General features: G+C 74.2%; 18 protein-coding genes. 9 read left to right on the top strand and 9 right to left on the bottom strand.

Annotated features, from left to right (window positions below):
- Nucleotides 1-241: 241 nt before the first annotated feature.
- Nucleotides 242-1717: an NCS2 family permease gene (locus Q1K26_RS24040; protein ID WP_300017403.1), complete on the bottom strand. Its 1476-nt coding sequence runs from the start codon at nucleotides 1715-1717 to the stop codon at nucleotides 242-244.
- Nucleotides 1718-1919: 202 nt separating this feature from the next.
- Between Q1K26_RS24040 and Q1K26_RS24035 the strand changes: the two genes are divergently transcribed.
- Entirely contained in the window at nucleotides 1920-3071 is a 1152-nt protein-coding gene (locus Q1K26_RS24035; protein WP_300017400.1) for an LCP family protein, read from the top strand.
- Nucleotides 3072-3165: 94 nt separating this feature from the next.
- Nucleotides 3166-5220 (top strand): prolyl oligopeptidase family serine peptidase, encoded by a 2055-nt coding sequence (locus Q1K26_RS24030; RefSeq protein WP_300017397.1) that lies wholly within the window; start codon nucleotides 3166-3168, stop codon nucleotides 5218-5220.
- Between the two features lie 39 nt (nucleotides 5221-5259).
- Here Q1K26_RS24030 and Q1K26_RS24025 read toward each other — a convergent pair whose 3' ends face one another.
- Nucleotides 5260-6738 carry an MFS transporter gene (locus Q1K26_RS24025; RefSeq protein WP_300017394.1) on the bottom strand — a complete coding sequence of 493 codons (1479 nt, stop codon included), beginning with the start codon at nucleotides 6736-6738 and terminating at the stop codon, nucleotides 5260-5262.
- Nucleotides 6739-6793: 55 nt separating this feature from the next.
- Between Q1K26_RS24025 and Q1K26_RS24020 the strand changes: the two genes are divergently transcribed.
- Complete coding sequence (locus Q1K26_RS24020; RefSeq protein WP_300017391.1) at nucleotides 6794-7183, top strand: FKBP-type peptidyl-prolyl cis-trans isomerase; 390 nt, start codon at nucleotides 6794-6796, stop codon at nucleotides 7181-7183.
- Nucleotides 7184-7270: 87 nt separating this feature from the next.
- Nucleotides 7271-8242: an ATP-dependent DNA ligase gene (locus tag Q1K26_RS24015; RefSeq protein WP_300017389.1), complete on the top strand. Its 972-nt coding sequence runs from the start codon at nucleotides 7271-7273 to the stop codon at nucleotides 8240-8242.
- Here Q1K26_RS24015 and Q1K26_RS24010 read toward each other — a convergent pair.
- Nucleotides 8239-8628 (bottom strand): cupin domain-containing protein, encoded by a 390-nt coding sequence (locus Q1K26_RS24010; protein WP_300017387.1) that lies wholly within the window; start codon nucleotides 8626-8628, stop codon nucleotides 8239-8241. The two genes, Q1K26_RS24015 and Q1K26_RS24010, sit on opposite strands and share 4 nt — an antisense overlap.
- 61 nt (nucleotides 8629-8689) lie before the next feature.
- Between Q1K26_RS24010 and Q1K26_RS24005 the strand changes: the two genes are divergently transcribed.
- The 4 genes from Q1K26_RS24005 to Q1K26_RS23990 are packed head-to-tail and all read left to right on the top strand — an operon-like array spanning nucleotide 8690 to nucleotide 14034.
- A complete protein-coding gene (locus Q1K26_RS24005; RefSeq protein WP_300017385.1) occupies nucleotides 8690-8995 on the top strand; it encodes an antibiotic biosynthesis monooxygenase family protein in 306 nt (101 codons plus the stop codon).
- A gap of 56 nt (nucleotides 8996-9051) precedes the next feature.
- Complete coding sequence (locus Q1K26_RS24000; protein WP_300017383.1) at nucleotides 9052-11793, top strand: alpha/beta fold hydrolase; 2742 nt, start codon at nucleotides 9052-9054, stop codon at nucleotides 11791-11793.
- Nucleotides 11786-12685, top strand: coding sequence for an ABC transporter permease subunit (locus Q1K26_RS23995; RefSeq protein WP_300017381.1), 900 nt, complete (start codon nucleotides 11786-11788; stop codon nucleotides 12683-12685). Before Q1K26_RS24000 ends, Q1K26_RS23995 begins: the two co-directional genes overlap by 8 nt.
- 20 nt (nucleotides 12686-12705) lie before the next feature.
- Nucleotides 12706-14034 (top strand): DUF2254 domain-containing protein, encoded by a 1329-nt coding sequence (locus tag Q1K26_RS23990; protein WP_300017379.1) that lies wholly within the window; start codon nucleotides 12706-12708, stop codon nucleotides 14032-14034.
- Between the two features lie 440 nt (nucleotides 14035-14474).
- On the opposite strand, the gene uvrB is transcribed toward Q1K26_RS23990, so the two are convergent.
- Entirely contained in the window at nucleotides 14475-16610 is a 2136-nt protein-coding gene (gene uvrB, locus Q1K26_RS23985) for an excinuclease ABC subunit UvrB (protein WP_300017409.1), read from the bottom strand.
- A gap of 101 nt (nucleotides 16611-16711) precedes the next feature.
- Between uvrB and Q1K26_RS23980 the strand changes: the two genes are divergently transcribed.
- Nucleotides 16712-17245, top strand: coding sequence for a DUF402 domain-containing protein (locus Q1K26_RS23980; RefSeq protein ID WP_300017406.1), 534 nt, complete (start codon nucleotides 16712-16714; stop codon nucleotides 17243-17245).
- Nucleotides 17246-17275: 30 nt separating this feature from the next.
- Here Q1K26_RS23980 and Q1K26_RS23975 read toward each other — a convergent pair whose 3' ends face one another.
- The 5 genes from Q1K26_RS23975 to Q1K26_RS23955 all read right to left on the bottom strand — a co-directional run.
- Entirely contained in the window at nucleotides 17276-17887 is a 612-nt protein-coding gene (locus Q1K26_RS23975) for a hypothetical protein (RefSeq protein ID WP_300017377.1), read from the bottom strand.
- A 5-nt stretch (nucleotides 17888-17892) separates the two neighbouring features.
- Nucleotides 17893-18546, bottom strand: a complete 654-nt coding sequence (locus Q1K26_RS23970) for a sigma factor (protein WP_300017374.1) — start codon at nucleotides 18544-18546, stop codon at nucleotides 17893-17895.
- Between the two features lie 120 nt (nucleotides 18547-18666).
- Nucleotides 18667-19848, bottom strand: coding sequence for a dephospho-CoA kinase (gene coaE, locus Q1K26_RS23965; protein WP_300017371.1), 1182 nt, complete (start codon nucleotides 19846-19848; stop codon nucleotides 18667-18669).
- A 25-nt stretch (nucleotides 19849-19873) separates the two neighbouring features.
- Nucleotides 19874-20530, bottom strand: a complete 657-nt coding sequence (locus Q1K26_RS23960) for a hypothetical protein (protein ID WP_300017368.1) — start codon at nucleotides 20528-20530, stop codon at nucleotides 19874-19876.
- A 172-nt stretch (nucleotides 20531-20702) separates the two neighbouring features.
- Nucleotides 20703-21597: S1 RNA-binding domain-containing protein (locus Q1K26_RS23955; RefSeq protein WP_300017365.1), on the bottom strand; the 895-nt coding region annotated here is incomplete at its 5' end.

The raw sequence follows: 21597 nt of genomic DNA, 5'->3' as shown, positions 1-21597 counted from the left end.
GCGGACTTCGACATCCAGATCCGTCCAGAAGCCCTCACCGAGCCCGGGCGGGACACGCCGCACGAGCCGTGATCATCGCCGAACATCACCGCCACAGCGCCGACGGGGCCTACGTGATCAGTTCACGAACAGGCTCTGAGGCTCGGGCTCGCACACACGTTCCGGTGCTCGCACACAGGATGGAACGTGTGTGCGAGCACCGGAAGCTGTGTGCGAACGCCCACGGCCTCCCCGGGCCCCGTCAGCCGACCCCCACCAGCTGGCGGATCGGGCTCAGGGCGAAGTAGATCACGAACAGCCCGGCGACGACCCACAGCAGCGGGCTCAGCTCGCGGGCCCGGCCGGTGACCGCCCGCAGCAGGACGTAGGTCACGAACCCCGCGCCGATACCGACGGTGATCGAGTAGGTGAACGGCATCAGCACGATCGTCAGGAACGCGGGGACGGCGACGGTCCAGTCGTCCCAGTCGATGCCGCGGATCTGGGTCATCATCAGGAAGCCGACGACGATCAGCGCGGGCGTCGCCGCCTCGTACGGGATGATCGCGACGAGCGGGGCCAGGAACGTCGTCAGCAGGAACAGCACCCCGGTCACGACCGACGCCAGCCCCGTCCGCGCCCCCTCCCCGACACCGGACGCGGACTCGATGTAGGAGGTGTTGGACGACACCGACGCGGCCCCGCCCGCCACCGCGGCCAGCGAGTCGACGACGAGGATGCGCTGCACGTTCGGCGGCTCGCCGTTCTCGTCGAGCAGGCCGGCCTCGGCGCCGATGGCGGTGACGGTGCCGACGGTGTCGAAGAAGTCGGCCAGCAGCAGCGTGAACACGAACAGCAGTGCCGCGACGACCCCGACCCGCTCGAACGACCCGAGCAGGTCGAACTGGCCGAGCAACCCGAAGTCGGGCACGGCGACGACGCTCGCGGGCAGGGCGGGCGCGGTGAGACCCCAGCCGTACGGGTTCACCGCGCCGTCGGCGCCGACCGCGGGCCCGATCCGGGCGATCGCCTCGATGACGATCGCGAGCACCGTGGCGCCGAGTATGCCGATCAGCAGTGCCCCGCGGACCCGCCGGACGACCATGACGATCGTCGCGAGCAGCCCGACGACGAACACCAGCACCGGCCAGCCGGCGAGCGTCCCGCCGACGCCCAGCTCCACCGGGACCGGCGGCGACTGCGTGCGGCGCACGAACCCCGCGTCGACGAACCCGATGAACGCGATGAACAGCCCGATCCCCACGCTGATCGCGATCTTCAGCTCGGCCGGGACCGCGGTGAAGACCGCCCGCCGCAGCCCGGTGAGCACGAGGATGGTGATGATCACGCCCTCGATGACGACCAGCCCCATCGCGTCGGCCCACGTCATCTGGGTGGCGATCGCGAACGTCACGAACGCGTTGAGGCCCAGCCCGGTGGCCAGCGCCAGCGGGAAGTTGGCCACGGCCCCCATGAGCAGCGTGAGGACCCCGGCGACGAGCGCCGTCGCCGCGGCCACCAGCGCCAGGTCCGGTCCCGACCCGCCGCCGAGGAACCCGCCGTCGACGTCGGGCTGGGTGCCGATGATCAGCGGGTTGAGCACCACGATGTAGGCCATCGTGAAGAACGTGACGACCCCGCCACGCAGCTCCCGCGCCACCGACGAGCCGCGCTCGCTGATCCTGAAGTAGCGGTCGACCGCGTTGCGGGGGACCTGTTGCCCGGTGGCGCTGCCCATGGACGGGCAATCTGCCAGAGTGATCGATCCGGCACATCTCGGACCGGGCGCGGTCGATCATCCGCCGATACAGTGGTCGGACGTCGCGCCGGTGCGGACGATCCGTCCGCGGCCCGCCGGGCGGGTGCACTGCCGCGGGGCGGGGTAAAGGGGAAGCATGCGTACGCGGCGGATCGCCCGACGGGTGGCACAGGGTGCGGTCGTGCTCCTGTCCGTGGTGGTGTTCGCCGCCACCGGATACGGCTGGGCCGTCGTCACCGAGGAGACCGTCACCAGCTCGGCGCTCGGCGACCGCGAGCCCGCCGGGCTGGACGAGGAGTTCACCGCGCTGCTGGTGGGGATCGACAGCCGCACCGACGCCTCGGGCGACCCCCTTCCCGACGACGTGCTCGCCGAGCTGCGCGCCGGTGCGGAAGAGGGCCAGTTCAACACCGACACGATCATCCTGCTGCACGTGCCGGCCGGAGTGCAGGCGAGCGCGTCGGCGGTGTCGATCCCCCGCGACTCGTTCGTGGAGCTGGCCGACGACCTGGGCACCCACAAGATCAACTCAACCTACCGGCGCGGGATGCTCGCCGCCGAGGAGGACCTCACCGCGCAGGGCCTCGCCGGGTCCGCACTCGAGCGCGCCTCCCGGGAGGCCGGGCGGCGCGCGCTCGTCGACACGGTCGAGCAGCTGACCGGCGTCGCCGTCGACCACTTCGCGGAGATCAACCTCGCCGGGTTCGTGGAGATCACCGAGGCCATCGGCGGGGTGCCGGTCTGCCTCAACGCGCCCGTCATGGAGGAGCGGGCGGGCATCGACCTGCCCGCGGGCCGCCAGGTCGTCAGCGGCGGTGACGCGCTGGCGTTCGTGCGCCAACGCCGTGACCTGCCCGCGGGCGACCTCGACCGCGTCACCCGCCAGCAGGCCTTCCTCGCCGGGCTGGCCCGCCAGGCGCTGGCACCGGGCGCGCTGACCGACCCGGCCCGGATCGACGCGCTGGTGCGCGCCGTCACCCGCTACGTCGTGCTCGACCGGGGCTGGGACCTCGACCGCCTCGTCGCGCAGCTGCGCCGCGCCTCGGGCAGCGACATCGCCTTCGTGACCATCCCCACCGGGCGGCCCGACCTCGACACACCCGTCGACGGGGTGGCCGTGGAGATCGACCCGGACCGGGTCCGGGAGTTCGTGAGCCGCGTCGTCGACGACGGGCGGATGCGGCTGGCCTCACCCCTGCCCTCGACGCCCCCGCCGACCGCGTCCGGCACCACCGCGCCACGCACCTCCGCCCCGGCCGACACCCCGACGACGAGCCCGACCGTCCCGGCCCCGGACCCCATCACCGCGGACGCGGTGCCCTGCGTGGACTGAGCGGTCCCGGACCACCGCCGCCCGACGGTGGCGGGACCCGGCGGGCCCGGGGTCCTCGACGTGCGGCATCCGCCCGCCCGGCACACTGCGCCGGGTGACCGACTCGTTCCCCCGCCGCCAGGCCCGCACCCGCCGCTTCACCCTCGGCGCCCCGCGCGGGGTCACCGTCTCCCCCGACGGCGGGCGCGTGGTGTTCCTGCGCAGCCGGGGCGGCACCGATCCGGTGACCTGCCTGTGGACCCTCGACGTCACGACCGGGCAGGAGCGGCTGGTCGTGGACCCGCTGGTGCTGGGCACCGACGACGCGGACCTCCCCGCCGAGGAGCGGGCCCGCCGCGAGCGCAGCCGGGAGCAGGCCGGCGGTGTCGTCGGCTACGCCACCGACCGGGCGGTGCGCACGGCGGCGTTCCCGCTGGCCGGACAGCTGTTCGTCACCGACCTCGACGGCACCCCGCGCCCGGTCGACTCCCCCGGCGGCGTCGTCGACCCCCGCCCCGACCCCACCGGGCGGCGGATCGCGTACGTCAGCGGCGGCGCACTGCACGTGCACGACCTGGCCGACGGCACCGCGGTCACGCTCGCCGACCCGGAGGGGCCGGGTGTCACCTACGGGCTCGCCGACTTCGTGGCGGCCGAGGAGATGGGCCGGATGCGCGGGTACTGGTGGTCCCCCGACGGCGACGCGCTGCTGGTCGCGCGCGTGGACACCGCGCCCGTGGTGCGCTGGCACATCGCCGATCCCGAACACCCGGACCGGCGCCCTGTCGAGCACCCCTACCCCGCCGCCGGCACCCCGAACGCCACGGTCACCTGCGGGATCGTCCGGTTGGACGGCACCCGGACCCCGGTCGCCGACACCGGCGACGAGTACCTCGCCGCCGTCACGTGGGACGTGCACGGCCTGCTCGTCACCACCCAGCCCCGCGACCAGACCGCGCTGCGCACGCACCGCGTCGACCCCGCCACCGGCGCCACGCACCCGGTGCACGAGCAGGCCGACGCCGCCTGGGTGGACATCGTGCCCGGGGTGCCCGCGCACACCGCCCCCGGCGCGCTGCTCACCGTCGAGTCCCGCGACGGCGCCTACCGCCTGGTCGCCGACGGGACCCCGGTCACGGAGCCGGACCTGCAGGTCCGCGACGTGCTCGACGTCGACGGCGACACCGTGCTGTTCCGCGCGAGCACCGACCCGGTGTCGATCGGCCTGTGGACCTGGGGACCGGACGGCGTCCTCCCGGTGGCGACCGGGACCGGCGTGCACGGCGGCCGGCTCGGCGGCGGCACCCTCGTCGTCACCCGGCACGACCTGGACTCCGACGGCGGCACCACCGTGGTGCGCCGCGGCGAGACGGTGTGGACGATCGCGAACCACGCCGAGTCACCCGGTCTCGTGCCGGACGTCGGGCTGCTGGAGGTGGGCGAGCGGGCGCTGCGCGCCGCGGTGCTGATGCCCTCGGGTCACGTCCCCGGCACGAGGCTCCCCGTGCTGCTCGACCCGTACGGCGGCCCGCACGCCCAGCGCGTCCTGGCCCACCGGGGCGCCCACCTGACCAGCCAGTGGTTCGCCGACCAGGGCTTCGCCGTCGTCGTCGTCGACGGGCGCGGCAGCCCCGGGCGCGGCCCGGAGTTCGAGCGCGCCGTGCACGGCGACCTGGCCACGCCGGTGCTCGACGACCAGGTCGACGCCCTGCACGCCGTGGCGGCCACGCATCCCGACCTGGACCTGACCCGGGTCGGGATCCGCGGCTGGTCGTTCGGCGGCTACCTCGCCGCGCTGGCCGTGCTGCGTCGACCGGACGTGTTCCACGCCGCCGTGGCGGGTGCGCCGGTCACCGACTGGGCGCTCTACGACACGCACTACACCGAGCGCTACCTCGGTCGCCCCGACACGCACCCCGACGCCTACGCCCGCTCCTCCCTGATCGCCGACGCCCCCGCGCTGACCCGCCCGCTGCTGCTCGTGCACGGCCTGGCCGACGACAACGTGGTGGCCGCGCACACGCTGCGGCTGAGCTCGGCGCTGCTGGCGGCGGGGCGCCCGCACAGCGTGCTGCCGCTGTCCGGCGTCACGCACATGACCCCGCAGGAGGTGGTGGCCGAGAACCTGCTGCTGCTGCAGGTCGACTTCCTGCGCGACGCCCTGGGATGAGCCCGACCGCGTGACGGGCGCCGGCGGGCCCGCACCCGCCTACGGGTGGTGCGCCTCCGCGGCGTACCGGCGCGCCTGGTCGGCCTCCCGGTCCGCGGCCCGGTGCCGATCGCTGCGCCACTGGGCCACGGCGATCGCCAGTGCCACGGTCACGGCGAGGGCCGCGGTGCCGATCGCCGCGGCGACGGCCGCCCGCTGGTCCTGCCCGGACCCGGCGAGCACCGTGTAGTACAGCCCGGCCAGCCCGGCGGTGCCGACGGCCGAGCCGATCCGCTGACCGGTCTGCAGGGCGCCCCCCGCGGACCCGGCCATGCGGACCGGCACGCAGCGCAGCGTCATCGTCGTGTTCGGGGAGATCACCCAGCCGCCGCCGATGCCGGCCACGAGCAGCGGGGCCGCGACCGCCCAGCCGGCCGCCCCGGGCGGCACGGAGAGCAGCACGACCGCGGTCGCCCCCAGGCCGGACACGACCAGCGCGAGCCCCAGCACGGTGAGCAGGCGGCCCAGCCGCGCGACCAGTCGGCCGCCGATCACCGCCGAGGCCGCGGACCCGAGGGCGAACGGCGTCACCGCGAGCCCGGACGCGAGCGGCGTGTAGCCCAGCCCGGTCTGGAAGAACAGGGCGAACACCAGCCAGATCCCGCTGAATCCGACGAAGTAGACGGTGCCGAGCCCGACCCCGGCGGCGTAGCCCACCGTGCCGGTGAGCAGCCGCAGGTTCAGCAACGGCTCGCGGTCGCGGTCGATCACCCGACGTTCCCAGCGGACGAAGGCGGCGAGCAGGGCCGCGCCGACCGGGAACAACCACCACAGCCGCCGCAGCCCGCCCGCCTCCGCCTCCACCAGCGGCAGCATCAGCGCGAGCACCCCGCCGCCGAGCAGCGCCACGCCGGGCAGGTCGATGTGGCCGCGCGGCCCCGGCTCCGTGCGCGGGATGAGCCGGGCCGCCAGCACGAGCGCCACGATCCCGATGGGGAGGTTGACGAAGAAGATCCACCGCCAGCCCTCCGCGTCCCCGGCCAGCGCGAGGATCGACCCACCCGCGACCGGACCCACGGCCGTCGAGATGCCGACGGTGGCCCCGAAGAACCCGAACGCCCGACCGCGCTCGGCCCCGGCGAACAGCTGCTGGATCAGCGCCGAGTTCTGCGGGGCGAGCGCCCCGGCCGCGACCCCCTGCAGCAGCCGGGCGACGATCAGCAGCTCGATCGTGGGCGCGGCCCCCGCCATGCCGCTGAACAGCACGAACGCCGCCAGCGCGCCGAGGAACATGCGGCGCCTGCCGATGGCGTCACCGAGACGCCCGGCCGGCACCAGCGCGAGCCCGAAGGCCAGCGCGTATCCCGACACCACCCACTGCACGCCCGCGGGCGACGCGCCCAGGCCGGTCTGGATCGAGGGCAGGGCCACCGACACGATGCTCACGTCGAGCAGGCTCATGAACCCGGCGACCAGCGTCACCGAGAGCGCCTTCCAGCGACGCGGGTCAGCCGCCTCGGCGGCCGGCGTGCTCGTCACCGGTCCTGTCTACCGCCCCCGGCGGGCTCTGGCAGGCTGACCACCCTCAGATCACGTGAACGAGAGGACCACCGTGGCCCAGAAGCCCGAGGTCGACCCGCACGACGGGCCCGCCCCCACCGACCTGCTGATCACCGACCTCGCCACCGGCGACGGCGCCGAGGCCCGGAAGGGCCAGAACGTCGAGGTGCACTACGTCGGGGTGGCACACAGCAGCGGCGAGGAGTTCGACGCCTCCTGGAACCGCGGCTCCACCTTCCGGTTCCCCCTCGGCGCCGGGCGGGTCATCGCCGGCTGGGACCAGGGCGTGGTCGGGATGAAGGTCGGGGGGCGCCGGAAGCTGGTGATCCCGCCGCACCTGGGCTACGGCGACCGCGGCGCGGGCGGCGTGATCGAGCCGGGCGAGACGCTGATCTTCGTCGTCGACCTGCTGGGCGTCTCCTGAGACTGCTCGTCGTCTCCGATACGCACCTGCCGAGGCCGGCCGCGCTCGACGCTGGCTCCGCGGCCGGCGACGTGGTGGGGTGACCCGATGGCCCGTGCCACGCAGACCGAGACCCGCGACGGCGTGGAGCTCAGCAGCCTCGACGGCCCGCTGTTCGACGGGGCCGACGCCACCAAGCGCGACCTGGTCGACTACCTCGACGCCGTGGCCGAGCGGATGCTGCCCGGATTGCGCGACCGGCCGCTGTCGGTGGTGCGGGTGCGGCCGGGGCAGGAGCCGTTCATGCAGAAGAACGTGCCGAAGCACGCGCCGGACTGGATCCGCACGACGCAGGTGTGGGCGCAGGCGTCGCAGCGCGAGGTCCGCTACGCGCTGTGCGACGACCGGCGCACCCTGCTGTGGTTCGCCAACCAGCGGGCCGTGGAGTACCACCCGACGCTGATGACGTTGGAGCAGGTCCACCCCAGCCACCTCGTGCTCGACCTCGACCCGCCGGCGGGCGACGACTTCGGGCACGTGGTCGCGGCCGCCGCGCTGGTGCGCCACGCCCTGGACGGGTCCGGGCTGGCGGGTGCGGTGAAGACGAGCGGGGCGAAGGGGCTGCACGTGCTCGTCCCGCTGGTGGACGGGATCGGTGTCGACGACGTCGCCGCCGCCACGCGGGCGCTGGCGGCGCGGGCCGAGCGGGTCGACCCGTCCGTCGCCACGACCGCCTACATCCGGGAGGACCGGGAGGGGAGGGTGTTCCTGGACTCGACCCGGTCCGGCGGCGCCACCATCGCGGCGGCGTACAGCCCGCGCGTGCGCCCGGGTGTGCCGGTGTCGTTCCCCCTGGACTGGGACGACCTCGCCGGCGTCTCCCCCGCCGACTTCACCGTCCGGACCGCGCCGGCCCTGCTCGGCGACACCGACCCGTGGCGCGACCGGATGCCCGCGCCACAGCCGCTGCCGGCCGATCTCGTCGCGGAGGGGCACGCGATCCCGGTGGCCCGGGTCGCGGCGATGCACGAGGGCAAGCGCCGCGCGCGGGCCCGGCGGGAGACCGGCGAGATCACCTAGGCGGGCGGCTCGTCCAGACCCGCCGCCTCGGCCGCGTCGCCCTCCTCCTTGGTGCGGTGCACCACGCCGTCGGCGTGCTCGGGCGGCCCGTAGACCGTGTAGAGCACCAGCGGGTTCGGGCCGGTGTTGACGAAGTTGTGCCGCACGCCCGACGGCACGACGACGAGGTCACCGGCGGCGACGGCCCGGGTCTCGCCACCGACCCGTGCCTCCCCGGTGCCGCTGACGAAGGTCAGGATCTGGTCGATCCCCTCGTGGGTCTCCTCGCCGATCTCGCCGTCCGGCGGGATGGTCATGACGACCAGCTGGGTGCGCCCACCGGTCCACAGGACGCGACGGAAGTCGGCGCTCTGCTCGGCGACGGTGGCGATGGTGAAGTGCTGCATGGTGCGAGCATGCCCGATCCGGACGTCCGCGTCCGGGTCCCCCCCGTGCGAGGATGTCGCGATGATCACCGAGATCGCCGACTTCCGGGTCCTCACGGACATGCAGGAGCAGTTCGCCGACGCCGTGCGCGAGGGCCTCGCGATCATCGCCGACACCCCGGGCTTCCTGCGCGCCCGGCTGACGCGCAGCATCGAGACGCCCACCCGGTACGTGCTGCTCATCGACTGGGAGACCGTGGAGGCCCACACGGTCACGTTCCGGGAGTCGGAGCGGTTCGACCGGTGGCGAGCGGTCGTCGGGCCCTTCTTCGACGGCGCCCCGCACGTCGAGCACTTCTCCGAGCTCGTGAGCCACCCCACGTCCTGAGAGCGGGCTGAGGGGACGACACGCGGACCCGACCGACGCTCGCCTAGCGTCGGTCCGTGCGCCGTCCCCTGCGAGTGCTGGTCCTCGCGCTCGTCCTGTTCACCACCCTCGCGCCGGCCACGGCGTTCGCGGCGCCGGGCGGGGTCACCGTGGTGGAGCAGCGCGTCGACGTGCCCGGCGCCTCCCTGGACACCACGCTGTACCTGCCCGCCGCCACCCCCGCACCGGCCGTGCTCGTCGCGCACGGGTTCGGCGGCAGCAAGGCCTCCGTCGACGACGACGCCCGCGCGCTGGCCGAGCGCGGGTACGTGGCGCTGGCGTGGTCGGCCCGCGGGTTCGGTGCGAGCACCGGGCGGATCGCGCTGAACGCCCCCGACGCCGAGGTCGCCGACGCCCGCGCGCTGCTCGACCGGCTGGCCACGCTCCCCGAGGTCGAGCTGGACGGCGAGGGGGACCCGCGGGCCGGCGTCACCGGCGGTTCCTACGGCGGAGCGCTGGCGCTGCTGCTCGCCGGCTACGACCGGCGCGTGGACGCCATCGCCCCGGTGATCACCTGGAACGACCTGGGGCAGGCCCTGTTCCCCAACGCCGCCGCGGCGCAGGCCCCGCCGCTGGACACCCCGGCCCGCGGCGCGTTCGCGGAGGACGGGGTCTTCAAGCGCGGCTGGGCCGGGGTGTTCTTCTCCGCCGGGCTGGCCCCCTCGCCGGACGGGGGCGCGTCGGGCCCCGTCCGTCCCGACGCCCCTCCCCCCACGACATGCGGCCGGTTCACCGACGAGGTCTGCGCCGCCTACACCGACGCCGCCACCACCGGGCGCCTGTCCCCCGCCACCGCCGCGCTGCTGCAGCGCTCCTCGCCCGCCACGGTCACCGACCGGATCACCGCGCCCACGCTGCTCGTGCAGGGCGAGCAGGACACCCTGTTCGGCCTCGACCAGCCCGACGCCAACGCCCGGGAGATCGCCGCGAACGGCACGCCCGTGCAGGTCCGCTGGTTCGCAGGCGGCCACGACGGCACGGCGCCCGGCGACGCCGTGAACGCGGCCGTCGGCGACTGGTTCGACCGGTACCTGCGCGGGGACGACGCCGCGCCGGACGGCGGTGGCTTCCCCTACGCCGTGGAGAGCGGGGTGCGCGCCGGATCCAGCACGGCGACCGGGCGCACCGTCGTCGCCGCCGACTACCCGGGGCTGGCCGGCAACTCCACGCTCGCGACCCGGGGGGTCCCGCTCGAGGGCGAGCCGCAGGCGGTGCTCAACCCCGCGGGCGGCAGCCCCGCCGCCATCACCACGCTGCCCGGGCTGGGTGGCGCGCTGGGCAGCGCGGGCAGCCGGATCGCCGCGGTCACCGCCGAGCTGCCCGGGCAGTCCGCGCGCTTCAGCACCCCCGCACTCGACGAGCCGCTGCTGCTCACCGGAGCGCCCCGCGTCGAGCTGTCGGTCCGCCGGGTGCCCGGGCAGCCCGGCCCGGCCGAGGCGGTGCTGTTCGCCCGCACCTTCGAGGCGACCCCCGACGGCACCCGCACGCTGCTGGGCGGCGCGGTCGCCCCGCTGCGGGTGGCCGTCCCCGCCGACGGCGGCCCGGCGACGGTCACCGTGACGCTGCCCGGCGTCGTCGCCCCGATCGAGGCCGGCAACACCCTGGCGATCTCCGTCGGCACCACCGACCAGGCCTACGCCGGGAGCACCGAACCGGCCGCGTGGCTGCTCGACGCCGGCCCGGTGCTGACCGTGCCGGTGGTGCCCGGCGAGGCCGTCACCGCGAACACGGTCCCGCCCGGCCCGGCGGTCGGCATCGGCGTCGTGCTCGGGACGGCGCTGGTCGCGTGGCTGGTGGCTTCGGTGGTGCGGCGCAGGCGGGCCACGGGGGCCACGGCGGACCCGGCCGCCCCGCCGCTGGAGATCCGCGGCCTGGTCAAGACCTACCGGGGCGGGTTCCGCGCCGTGCGCGACGTGTCGTTCCGGGTGGGACAGGGCATGGTGCTGGGCCTGCTGGGCCCCAACGGGGCGGGCAAGACGACCGTGCTGCGGATGCTGATGGGCCTGATCCGCCCGACCGCGGGCACGATCACCGCGTTCGGCCTGCCGGTCGGCCCTGGTGCTCCGGTGCTGGCCCGGATCGGCGCGTTCGTCGAGGGGCCGGGCTTCCTGCCGCACCTGTCGGGCGCGGACAACCTGCGTTTGTACTGGGCCGCCACCGGCCGCCCGGCCTCCGAGGCGCACCTGGACGACGCGCTGGAGATCGCCGGGCTCGGCGCCTCGGTGCACCGCCGCGTCGGCACCTACAGCCAGGGCATGCGCCAGCGCCTCGCGATCGCGCAGGCCATGCTCGGCCTGCCGGAACTGCTCGTGCTCGACGAGCCCACCAACGGGCTCGACCCGCCCCAGATCCACGCCATGCGCGAGGTGCTGCGCCGCTACGCCGCGGGCGGGCGCACGGTGCTCGTGTCGAGCCACCTGCTCGCCGAGGTGGAGCAGACCTGTGACCACGTGGTCGTCATGCACCACGGGACGGTGGTCGCCGACGGCACCGTGGACGACATCATCGCGGGCGGCGGCGCGGCCACGTTCACCGTCGACGCCCCCGCGCGGGCGGCCACCGTGCTCGGCGGGCTCGACGGCGTCCACGCGGTGGAGGTGGACGGCGCGGCCGTGCACGCCGAGCTCAACGGCACCCCGCGCGCGTCGGCGGTGCGGGCGCTGGTCACGGCCGGGGTCGACGTCGCGTCGGCCGGGCCGCGGCGACGCCTGGAGGACGCGTTCCTGCAGCTCGTCGGAGAGGAGACGGTCGGTGAGTGAGCACGGACCGGACCGGTCGACGGTCACCGGCACGGTCGGCGCGCTCGCCGCTGGGCCGGCCACCACCGCGTACCGGCCCGGCCGGACGCTCCCGCTGCGCGTCGAGCTGGTCCGCCAGCTCCGGCGCCGCCGCACCCAGGTGACGTTCGCGCTGGTCGCGGTCCTGCCGGTGATCCTGTGGATCGCGTTCTCGCTCGCCCCGGACGGCCCGCCGTCCGGCTCGCTCAACCTCGTCGACCTCGCGCAGGGCAGCGGCGTGAACTTCGCCGTGTTCGCGCTGTTCGCGTCGGCATCGTTCCTGCTGGTCGTGGTGGTGGCACTGTTCTTCGGCGACACCGTGGCCGCGGAGGCGTCGTGGTCGAGCCTGCGGTACCTGCTCGCGGCCCCGATCCCCCGCGCGCGGCTGCTGCGGCAGAAGGCGCTGGTGGCGGCCGGGCTGTCGACGACGGCGCTGCTCCTGCTGCCCGTGGTGGCCCTGGTCGTCGGCTCGCTGGCCTACGGCACCGGGAACCTGGTGAGCCCCACGGGCGAGTCACTGACCTTCCTCGACGGGGCCGGCCGCGTGCTGCTCGGGGCGCTGTACGTGGCGGTGCAGCTGAGCTGGGTCGCGGCGCTGGCGATGCTGCTGTCGGTGTCCACGGACGCGCCGCTGGGCGCGGTCGGCGGCGCGGTGATGGCCTCGATCGTCAGCCAGATCCTCAACCAGATCACCGCGCTGGAGGACCTGCGCGACTTCCTGCCCACCCGGTTCGCGACGGCCTGGGCCGACCTGCTGGCCACCGACGTCGACTGGGGGGACATGACCCGCGGTGTGTTCTCGTCGCTGACCTGGGCGCTGGTGCTCGGCGGCGGCGCGGTGTGGCGGTTCGGCCGCAAGGACGTGACCAGCTGAGCTCGCGTAGCGTCCCCGGTGTGACGAACCGCTGGAACCGCATCCGCGACAGCTTCTGGTTCCTCCCCGCGGTGCTCTCGGGTCTGGCCGTCGTGATCGCCGAGACCCTGATCGCCGTCGACCGCACGCTCGGCGACGCCGACCTCGGCCCGTTCACCTTCCTCGTCAACCGCATCGGCGAGGCGGGCAGCCGCGATGTGCTCGGATCGATCGCGGGCTCGGTGCTCGGGGTCGCCGCCACCTCGTTCTCGATCACGATCGCGGTGCTCGCCACGGCGTCGTCGACCTACGGGCCGCGGCTCGTGCGCAACTTCATGGCCGACCGCGGCAACCAGTTCGTGCTCGGGGTGTTCGCCGCCACGTTCCTGTACTGCCTGCTGGTCCTGCGCTCGATCCGGGAGACCGGCGGGGACTACTTCGTCCCGCACCTCGCCGTCAACCTCGCGGTGCTGCTCGCCGTGGCGTCGATCGGGGTACTGGTCTACTTCATCAACCACATCGCCGCGTCGGTCCAGGTGCACACCCTGGCCCGCCGGGTCCGCCTCGACCTGGTCGCCGCGATCGACCTGCTCTACCCCGAGGAGCTCGGCTCGGCACCCGAGGAGGTGGGGACGGGCGGTCACGACGTCCCGCACGGGTTGCGCATCGAGGGCGTCACGGTCCCCGCCACCCGCCCCGGCTACGTCAACCGGGTCGCCGACGAGCGGCTGCTGGACCTCGCCCGCGCACACGACCTCGTGCTGTGCCTGCAGGTGCAACCCGGCAGCCACCTCGTCGCCGGGCAGGGCGTCGCGCTGGCCTGGCCACCGGACCGCGTCACCGACGAGGTGCGCGACCGCATCGCCGCCTGCTTCGCCACCGCGGAGTCGCGCACCCCGCACCAGGACGTCGACTACGCCGTGCTGGTGCTGGAGGAGATGGCGGTGCGAGCGCTGTCGCCCAGTACCAACGACCCCTACACCGCGATCAACGCCCTCGACGACCTCACCGTCGGCCTGGTCCGGCTCGTGGGGCGCCCGCTCCCCTCGGCCCACCGCTACGACGACAGCGGGGAGCTGCGGATCGTCGCCACCCGCGTCGTACCCGTCCAGCTCGTGGACCGCGTGTTCGACGCCATGCGCTGGCATGCCACCGGGCACCCGTCGGTCCTGCACCGCACCCTCGACCTGGCCGGCAGCGTCGCCGCCGCGTCCGTGCACGCCGACATCGGCCCCCGGCTCGTCGAACACGCCCGGCGCATCGTCGAGGCGTACGAGCGCAGCTCGCCGCAGCGCTGCGACCTCGACGAGCTGCGCCGCCACGCCGCGGAACTGGAAGCCGCCGTGGTCGGCCGCACCCCCGTGCACTGAGCCCGACCCGGTTGCGAACCGCGCGCCCAGCCGCGCCCCGCGCACCCCCGTGTGTTTCGCGCGCCCAGCCGCGGCTCGCGCGCTGTCGGCGCCGCGCGAGCCCCGCTTCCGCGCGCGAGCCGCACCTCCGCGCGCGAGCCCCGCTTCCGCGCGCGCGGATGCCCCCTTCGCCCGTCGGCCAGGGTGCAGGCGTTGCGGGAGTTGGGTCACCACAGTCGCATCGCCAGGCGTCGACGATCTCGCGTAGCTCGGCGGCGGCGTCGCGGCCGCACTTCACGCCGGGGCGGCCGCCGCTGCCGAGGCAGGCGACGACCGTGCCTCCGGCCTCGGCGACGAGGCCCCCCACGGCGCGTCGGTCGTGGCACCGACTCGGCCAGGGCAGTACCCCGCCAGCTCCTCGGGCGTCACGACCCGCCTCCCATGCGACGCGATGCGATGCCCTACCGCACGCCCGCCGCATCCATACCGCGCAGCTCCTTCTTGAGGTCGGCGATCTCGTCGCGCAGCCGCCCGGCCAGCTCGAACTGCAGGTCGCGGGCCGCCGCCAGCATCTGGTCGGTGAGGGACTGGACCAGGTCGGCAAGCTCCGCGCGCGGCATCGAGCGGGTGTCGCGGCCGGAGACCACCCCGGAGCTCGCCCGCCCCGGCTCCCCTGCGGCCCGCTTGCCGCGGGACTGGTTGCGCCCCGACCCGCCGACCGGCACCGACTCGGTGTCCTCGGCCTCCCGGTAGACCTGGTCGAGGATGTCGGCGATCTTCTTGCGCAGCGGCTGCGGGTCGACACCCTGCTCGGTGTTGTAGGCGATCTGCTTGGCCCGGCGCCGGTCGGTCTCGTCGATCGCGTGGCGCATCGAGTCGGTGATCTTGTCGGCGTACATGTGGACCTCGCCGGAGACGTTGCGCGCCGCCCGACCGATCGTCTGGATCAGCGAGGTGCCCGAGCGCAGGAAACCCTCCTTGTCGGCGTCGAGGATGGCGACCAGCGACACCTCGGGCAGGTCCAGGCCCTCGCGCAGCAGGTTGATGCCGACCAGCACGTCGTACTCGCCGAGACGCAGCTGGCGCAGCAGCTCGACGCGGCGCAGCGTGTCGACCTCGGAGTGCAGGTAGCGCACCCGGATGCCGAGCTCGAGCAGGTAGTCGGTGAGGTCCTCGGCCATCTTCTTGGTGAGGGTGGTGACCAGTACCCGCTCGTCGCGCTCGGCCCGCTCGCGGATCTCGTGCACCAGGTCGTCGATCTGGCCCTTGGTCGGCTTGATGACGACCCGCGGGTCGACCAGGCCGGTGGGCCGGATGACCTGCTCGACGAATTCGCCGCCGGTGCGGGTGAGCTCGTAGGGGCCGGGGGTGGCCGAGAGGTAGACCGTCTGCCCGATCCGGTCGGCGAACTCCTCCCACGTGAGCGGGCGGTTGTCGACGGCCGAGGGCAGCCGGAACCCGAAGTCGACGAGGTTGCGCTTGCGGGACATGTCGCCCTCGTACATGCCGCCGATCTGCGGCACCGTGACGTGCGACTCGTCGATGACCAGCAGGAAGTCGTCGGGGAAGTAGTCGATCAGCGTGGCCGGGGCCGTGCCGGGGCCGCGGCCGTCGATGTGGCGCGAGTAGTTCTCGATGCCAGAGCAGAACCCGACCTGGCGGATCATCTCGATGTCGTACTGGGTGCGCATCCGCAGCCGCTGGGCCTCCAGCAGCTTGCCCTGGCGCTCCAGGTCGGCGAGCCGCTCCTCCAGCTCCTGCTCGATGTCGGCCACGGCGCGCTCCATCCGCTCCGGGCCCGCGACGTAGTGGGTGGCCGGAAAGATCCGCAGGTCGTCGACCTGGCGCACGACGTCGCCGGTGAGCGGGTGCAGGTAGTACAGCGACTCGATCTCGTCGCCGAAGAACTCGATGCGGATCGCGAGCTCCTCGTACGCCGGGATGATCTCCACGGTGTCACCGCGGACCCGGAACGTGCCGCGGTTGAACGCCATGTCGTTGCGCGTGTACTGCACGTCGACCAGCAGCCGCAGCAGCTGGTCTCGCTCGACCGAGCCGCCCACCTCCAGCTTGACCGACCGGTCGAGGTAGGACTGCGGCGTGCCCAGGCCGTAGATGCACGACACCGACGCCACCACGACGACGTCGCGCCGGGACAGCAGGTTGTGGGTGGCCGAGTGGCGCAGGCGCTCGACGTCGTCGTTGATCGACGAGTCCTTCTCGATGTAGGTGTCGGTCTGCGCGATGTAGGCCTCGGGCTGGTAGTAGTCGTAGTACGAGACGAAGTACTCGACCGCGTTGTGCGGCAGCATGTCGCGCAGCTCGTTGGCCAGCTGCGCCGCGAGGGTCTTGTTGGGCGCCATCACCAATGTGGGCCGCTGCAGCTTCTCGATCAGCCAGGCCGTGGTGGCCGACTTGCCCGTGCCGGTGGCGCCGAGGAGCACCACGTCCTGCTCGCCTGCCTGGATGCGCCGCTCCAGCTCGGCGATGGCGGCGGGCTGGTCGCCCGCCGGCTGGAACTGGCTGACCACCTCGAAATGACCGCCGGTACGCGGGATCTCCCCGACCGGGCGGTGCTCGGAGTGCGCCAGCGGCACGTCCTGCTGCCCCGGTCCGGAATCGCGGGCCGAGCCGGGAACCTCCGTTGCGAATGCCACGTGGTCCAGGGTACGAGCACCCACCGACAGTTTCTGACAGCATCGCCCCGGTGCACCCGCCGAAGACCGCCACGTTCGACGTCGCGGCCCGGACCAACACCGACACCAAGGGCACCGCGCGGGCGGTGGACGAGTACCGCGTCACCGACTTCGGGCTGTACATGAGCCGCGCCATGGTGGCCCGCCCGGCGGCGCACTGGATGCAGACCTGGCTGCTCCCCGACCTCGGCCTCGCCGTCACCGACTGGTGGTGGAACCCCGGCCACGAGCGCGACCAGGACTTCTACCTCGACGTGTGCGAGATCGAGCGCGCGGAGCACCGCTGGCTGCTCACCGACCACTACCTCGACATCGTCGTGCAGCACCGCCGCGGCGCCCTGGTGATCGACGTCGACGAGTTCGTGGGCGCCGTGGCGTGCGGGGTGCTCGACCCGGCCGCCGCCGAGACCGCCATGCACCGCACCCACCGCGCCGTCGACGGCCTCGCCGCGCACGGCCACGACCTCGACGCCTGGCTGGCGAGCCTGGGCATCGCCCTCACCTGGCGGGAGCGGCCCGGAGGGGCGGGCCGCTGACCTCCCGCGGTCCCGGCGATCGTCGGTCGATCAGCCGGGCCCGGCGCCCTCCCCCGCCCCGGCGCCTTGGACAGACGATCCGCTGTCGGCGGTGGTCTCCTCGGCGGTGGTCTCCTCGGTGGACGTCTCACCGGTCGACGTCTCACCGGTCGACGTGGCCGGACCACCCTCGGTACCGCCGCCGGTCGACGGGACGGTCACCGACGTCGGGGGTACCACCGGTGCGGTGGTGGTCGGCGCGGCCACCACCGGCGGCGCCGCCGGAGCCGGGGCCTCCCGGCTCGGCACGGTGCGACCCGTGGTCGGGTCGACCACCCGCGGAGCGCGCGTGGTCGGGTCGGTCTCCTCGACCGGGGCGGCGGCATCGGCCGTGTCGGGCGGCAGCACCGGGACTTCACCGATCGCGGGCAGGGTCGACGACGCCAGCCCGGCGGTGCCGACCGACGTGGAGCCGATCTGCGAGACCGCGGTGACGCCACCGAGCGCACCGACCGTGAGAACGGCGGCCGCGGCGGCGGTGCTGGCCCGGGTCAGGGAGCCGGCGTGCCGGATGACGTCGTCGACCGACGGCAGGGTCACCGCGGCGGACAGCTCGTCGTCGAGCCTGCGCAGTTCGTCGGTGACGCGGGTCAGGGCGTCCATCAGCGTTACCTCTCGTAACCCGCGTACGGGTGGTGGGGATCGTGCTCGACCGGGGGGCCGAGGACGCTCTCGAGCTCGTCGGCCAGCCCCTCGGTGATGACGTGGTGGGCCCGCCGGAGCCGGGCGTCCACCGCGTCGACCGGCACCTGCTCGAGCGCGGCGATCTCGCGCTTGGACATGCCGGCCATGTGGAACAGGACCGCGACCCGACGCTCGCCGATGCCGAGGCGGGCCAGGGCCGCGAGCAGGGCGGCCGTGCGGGGGTCGCAGTCCCCGACCGGGCTGGGCCGGGCGAGGCCCAGGGTGGTGAGCACGCGCCGCCAGCTCCGCTGGGTGGAACGGACCGCGACACGGCGCACCCAGTCGGTGGGGTCGGGGCTGCGACCGATCTCGGACCACTTGCGCCAGGCCCGCGAGTAGGCGTCCTGGACGACGTCGTGGGCCTCGCCCGCGTCCAGCGTGATCGCGTAGAGCTGGGCGACCAGCCGCTGGTAGTTGTCCTCGAGGTGCTCGCCGAAGTCGACGCGCAGCGAGTGCGGGCGCGGCGCGGGCGCGTCCTGGACGACGACGGGCTCCGGGCCGGTGACGGGATCGGGGCCGGTGACGTGCCCCGGGCCGGCGACGTGCTTGGTGAGGTCCACGCCATCGTCCGCGATCACACGGTGATCGTCGACCTGCGTACTCACGTCACCCACCCCGTTCCGATCGGTCTCGCCACCCGGCCCCTCGATCACCCCATCGTGCCGTTGCTGCACTGCGTTACCGACGGCGTGCCCCGCTCAGCCCAACGAGGGGGACCACCCCGACGATACGGCCCACCGGTCCGCACTCGGCAGCGCGGCGGCGAACCACGGCTCCTTGGCGGCGGCGTAACGCTCCGGGTCGCCGCCTGCCGCGGCCCGGGCGCGGAGCTTGCACGCGAGGTAGTCCTCGCGAGCCGCCGGAACGGCCCGGAGCCAGTCGCGCAGCAGCAGCGCGAACCGCCACCCCGGTGAGCCGATCTCGCGAACATGCAGGTGGACGCGCTGCCCGGGATCGGCGCCCGCATGGAACCGCTTGGGCCACGGCGCGGTTCCGGCCGGCTTCGGGGCGTCGGCGTCGATGTCGGTGCGGGCGGGGAGACCGGCGGCGGCGAGCGCGTCCCGGAAGCCGTCGGCTTCGGTGAGCGACTCCACACCGAGCTGGAGGTCGATCACGTCCTCGGCCGGCAGGCCGGGCACGGCGGTCGACCCGATGTGGGTGACGCCACGCCCGCCGGCCGCCGCGCTCACGCGGGCCCCCAGCCTGGCGGCGACGGCGGACCAGTGCGGGTCGGGATCGACGAGCGCCGGGACCGCAGGCACCGTGCGACCCCGCCGCAGGTTCTCCTCGAACGGTACGAGCCGGGCGTCCCAGAGCGCGTCGACCGTGGCCTGCAGGTCCGTCGGGGCGCCGGAGTTGTCGAGCCAGACGTCGGCGACGGCCCGGCGGGCCGCGTCGTCGGCCTGGGCGGCGATGCGGGCGCGGGCGTCGGCCTCCGGCATCCCGCGCTGTCCGACGAGCCGCCGGACCCGCTCCTCCGTGTCGGTGTGCACGACCACCACCAACGGGAACAGGGCCGCCATCCCCCCCTCGACCAGCAGCGGGATGTCCTGGACGACCACGGCGTCGGGCGCCGCGGCGGCGATCAGCTCGTCGGAGCGCCGCCGGACCCGCGGGTGCACGATCGCGTTGAGGCGGTCGCGCGCAGCCGGGTCCCCGAACACGACCGACGCCAGCGCGGCGCGGTCGAGCTCCCCTCCGGGGGTCAGCACGGTGCGGCCGAACGCCGCGACGACCTCCGCGAGGCCGTCGGTGCCGGGCTCGACCACCTCGCGGGCCACCACGTCGGAGTCGACGAGCACCGCCCCGCGTTCCACGAGCCGGCGGGCCACCGTGGACTTGCCCGACCCGATACCCCCGGTCAACCCCACGCGCAGCACGATCGGCCACGCTAGTCCATCCGCGCTACCCGGCGGCCACCGCCGGTGCGACGGTGGTCGTGGTGGGCGCCTGTGAGGTGCTCGACGGCGGGCCGACGACGGGGAGCACCCGCAGGGCGAGGTCCACCAGTACGTCCCCGCGCGGCCGGTCGCCGGGGCGCGGGCCCTCGGGCAGCACGAACGCCAGGGTGTCGTCGTCGTAGGTGACCATCAGCACCGACTCGCGGGTCCGGTCGAACAGCGCGGACCGGGCGGCGCCGATGGGCAGGTCACTGCGGGTGCCGCTCTCGACACCGGTGTTGACCGTCCACTGCTTCGCGGCGGCGGCCGCATCGACATAGCGGGCGATGTTGAGGTCGAGCAGGGTGCCGCGCACCGGGCTGGCCGGGGTGCCGGAGTAGCGGCAGGCGACGCGTTCGGTGCGGCCGACCGACGGCTCCGCGATACCGATCGTGGTGCGGACCGCGACGCTGTCCAGCGGCAGGCCGAGCAGCGCGCCGAGGTCGGCCACGGGGAGGAACTCGGCGCAGTCCGTGGGCAGGGACCCGTCCCGCCCGTCGGCCGAACCGGGTTCGCCGGTGGCGGCCGGGGCCGGGAACGTCGGCACGACGGTGGACTCGGTCGCCTCGGCGGCGCAGCCGGTGCCCACCAGCACGATCGCGAGCGCCGCACAGCATCGCACGGCGACCGATCGTGCACCCCCACCCACGTCCGCCAGGGTAGAGGGACGTGGCGTGTTCGGCAGGCGACGCACCGCGACCTCGTCGGAACGCCACGCAACCGTGACCCGGGACGGGCACGGCCCCGGTGACCGTGGAGATCACCGGGGCCGTGCCGTGCTCGAGCGAGGTCGGTCAGGCGCCGCCCGACAGCTTCTCCCGCAGGGCTGCGAGCTGCTCGTCACTGGCGAGCGAACCACCGGACTGCGCCGGTGCCCCACCGCCACCGCCGCCGCTGCCGCTCTCGGTGTCGGCGTCGGTGTCAGCGGTGTCGGACGAGTAGCTGGTGCCGCCACCGGCCGCGGCCGCCTCGGCCTCGGCCTGCTTCTTGATCTGCGTGATGTGCTGCTCGTAGCGGGTGAAGGCCTCCGCGTACTCCTTCTCCCACACCTCGCGCTGGGCCTCGAAGCCCTCCTGCCAGTCGCCGGTCTCGACGTCGAAGCCCTCGGGGTAGATGTAGTTCCCCTGGTCGTCGTACTCGGCGGCCATGCCGTAGCGCGTGGGATCGAACTCGGTCTCGGCCGTCATGCCCTCGTCGGCCTGCTTGAGCGAGAGCGAGATGCGGCGCCGGTCGAGGTCGATGTCGATGACCTTGACCATCGCGTCGTCGCCGACCTGCACGACCTGTTCCGGGATCTCCACGTGGCGCTCGGCCAGCTCGGAGATGTGCACCAGGCCCTCGATGCCCTCCTCGACGCGCACGAACGCGCCGAACGGGACGAGCTTGGTGACCTTGCCCGGCACGATCTGGCCGATCGCGTGGGTGCGGGCGTAGAGCCGCCACGGGTCTTCCTGAGTGGCCTTGAGCGACAGCGAGACGCGCTCGCGGTCGAGATCGACGTCGAGCACCTCGACGGTGACCTCCTGGCCCACCTCCACCACCTCGGAGGGGTGGTCGATGTGCTTCCAGGACAGCTCGGAGACGTGCACCAGGCCGTCGACACCACCGAGGTCGACGAACGCACCGAAGTTGACCACCGAGGACACGACGCCCTTGCGCACCTGGCCGCGGGCCAGCTGGTTGAGGAAC

The sequence above is a fragment of the Pseudonocardia sp. genome, assembly GCF_029263155.1.
GTDB lineage: Bacteria > Actinomycetota > Actinomycetes > Mycobacteriales > Pseudonocardiaceae > Pseudonocardia.
This window is presented reverse-complemented; position numbering and strand designations above follow the sequence as displayed.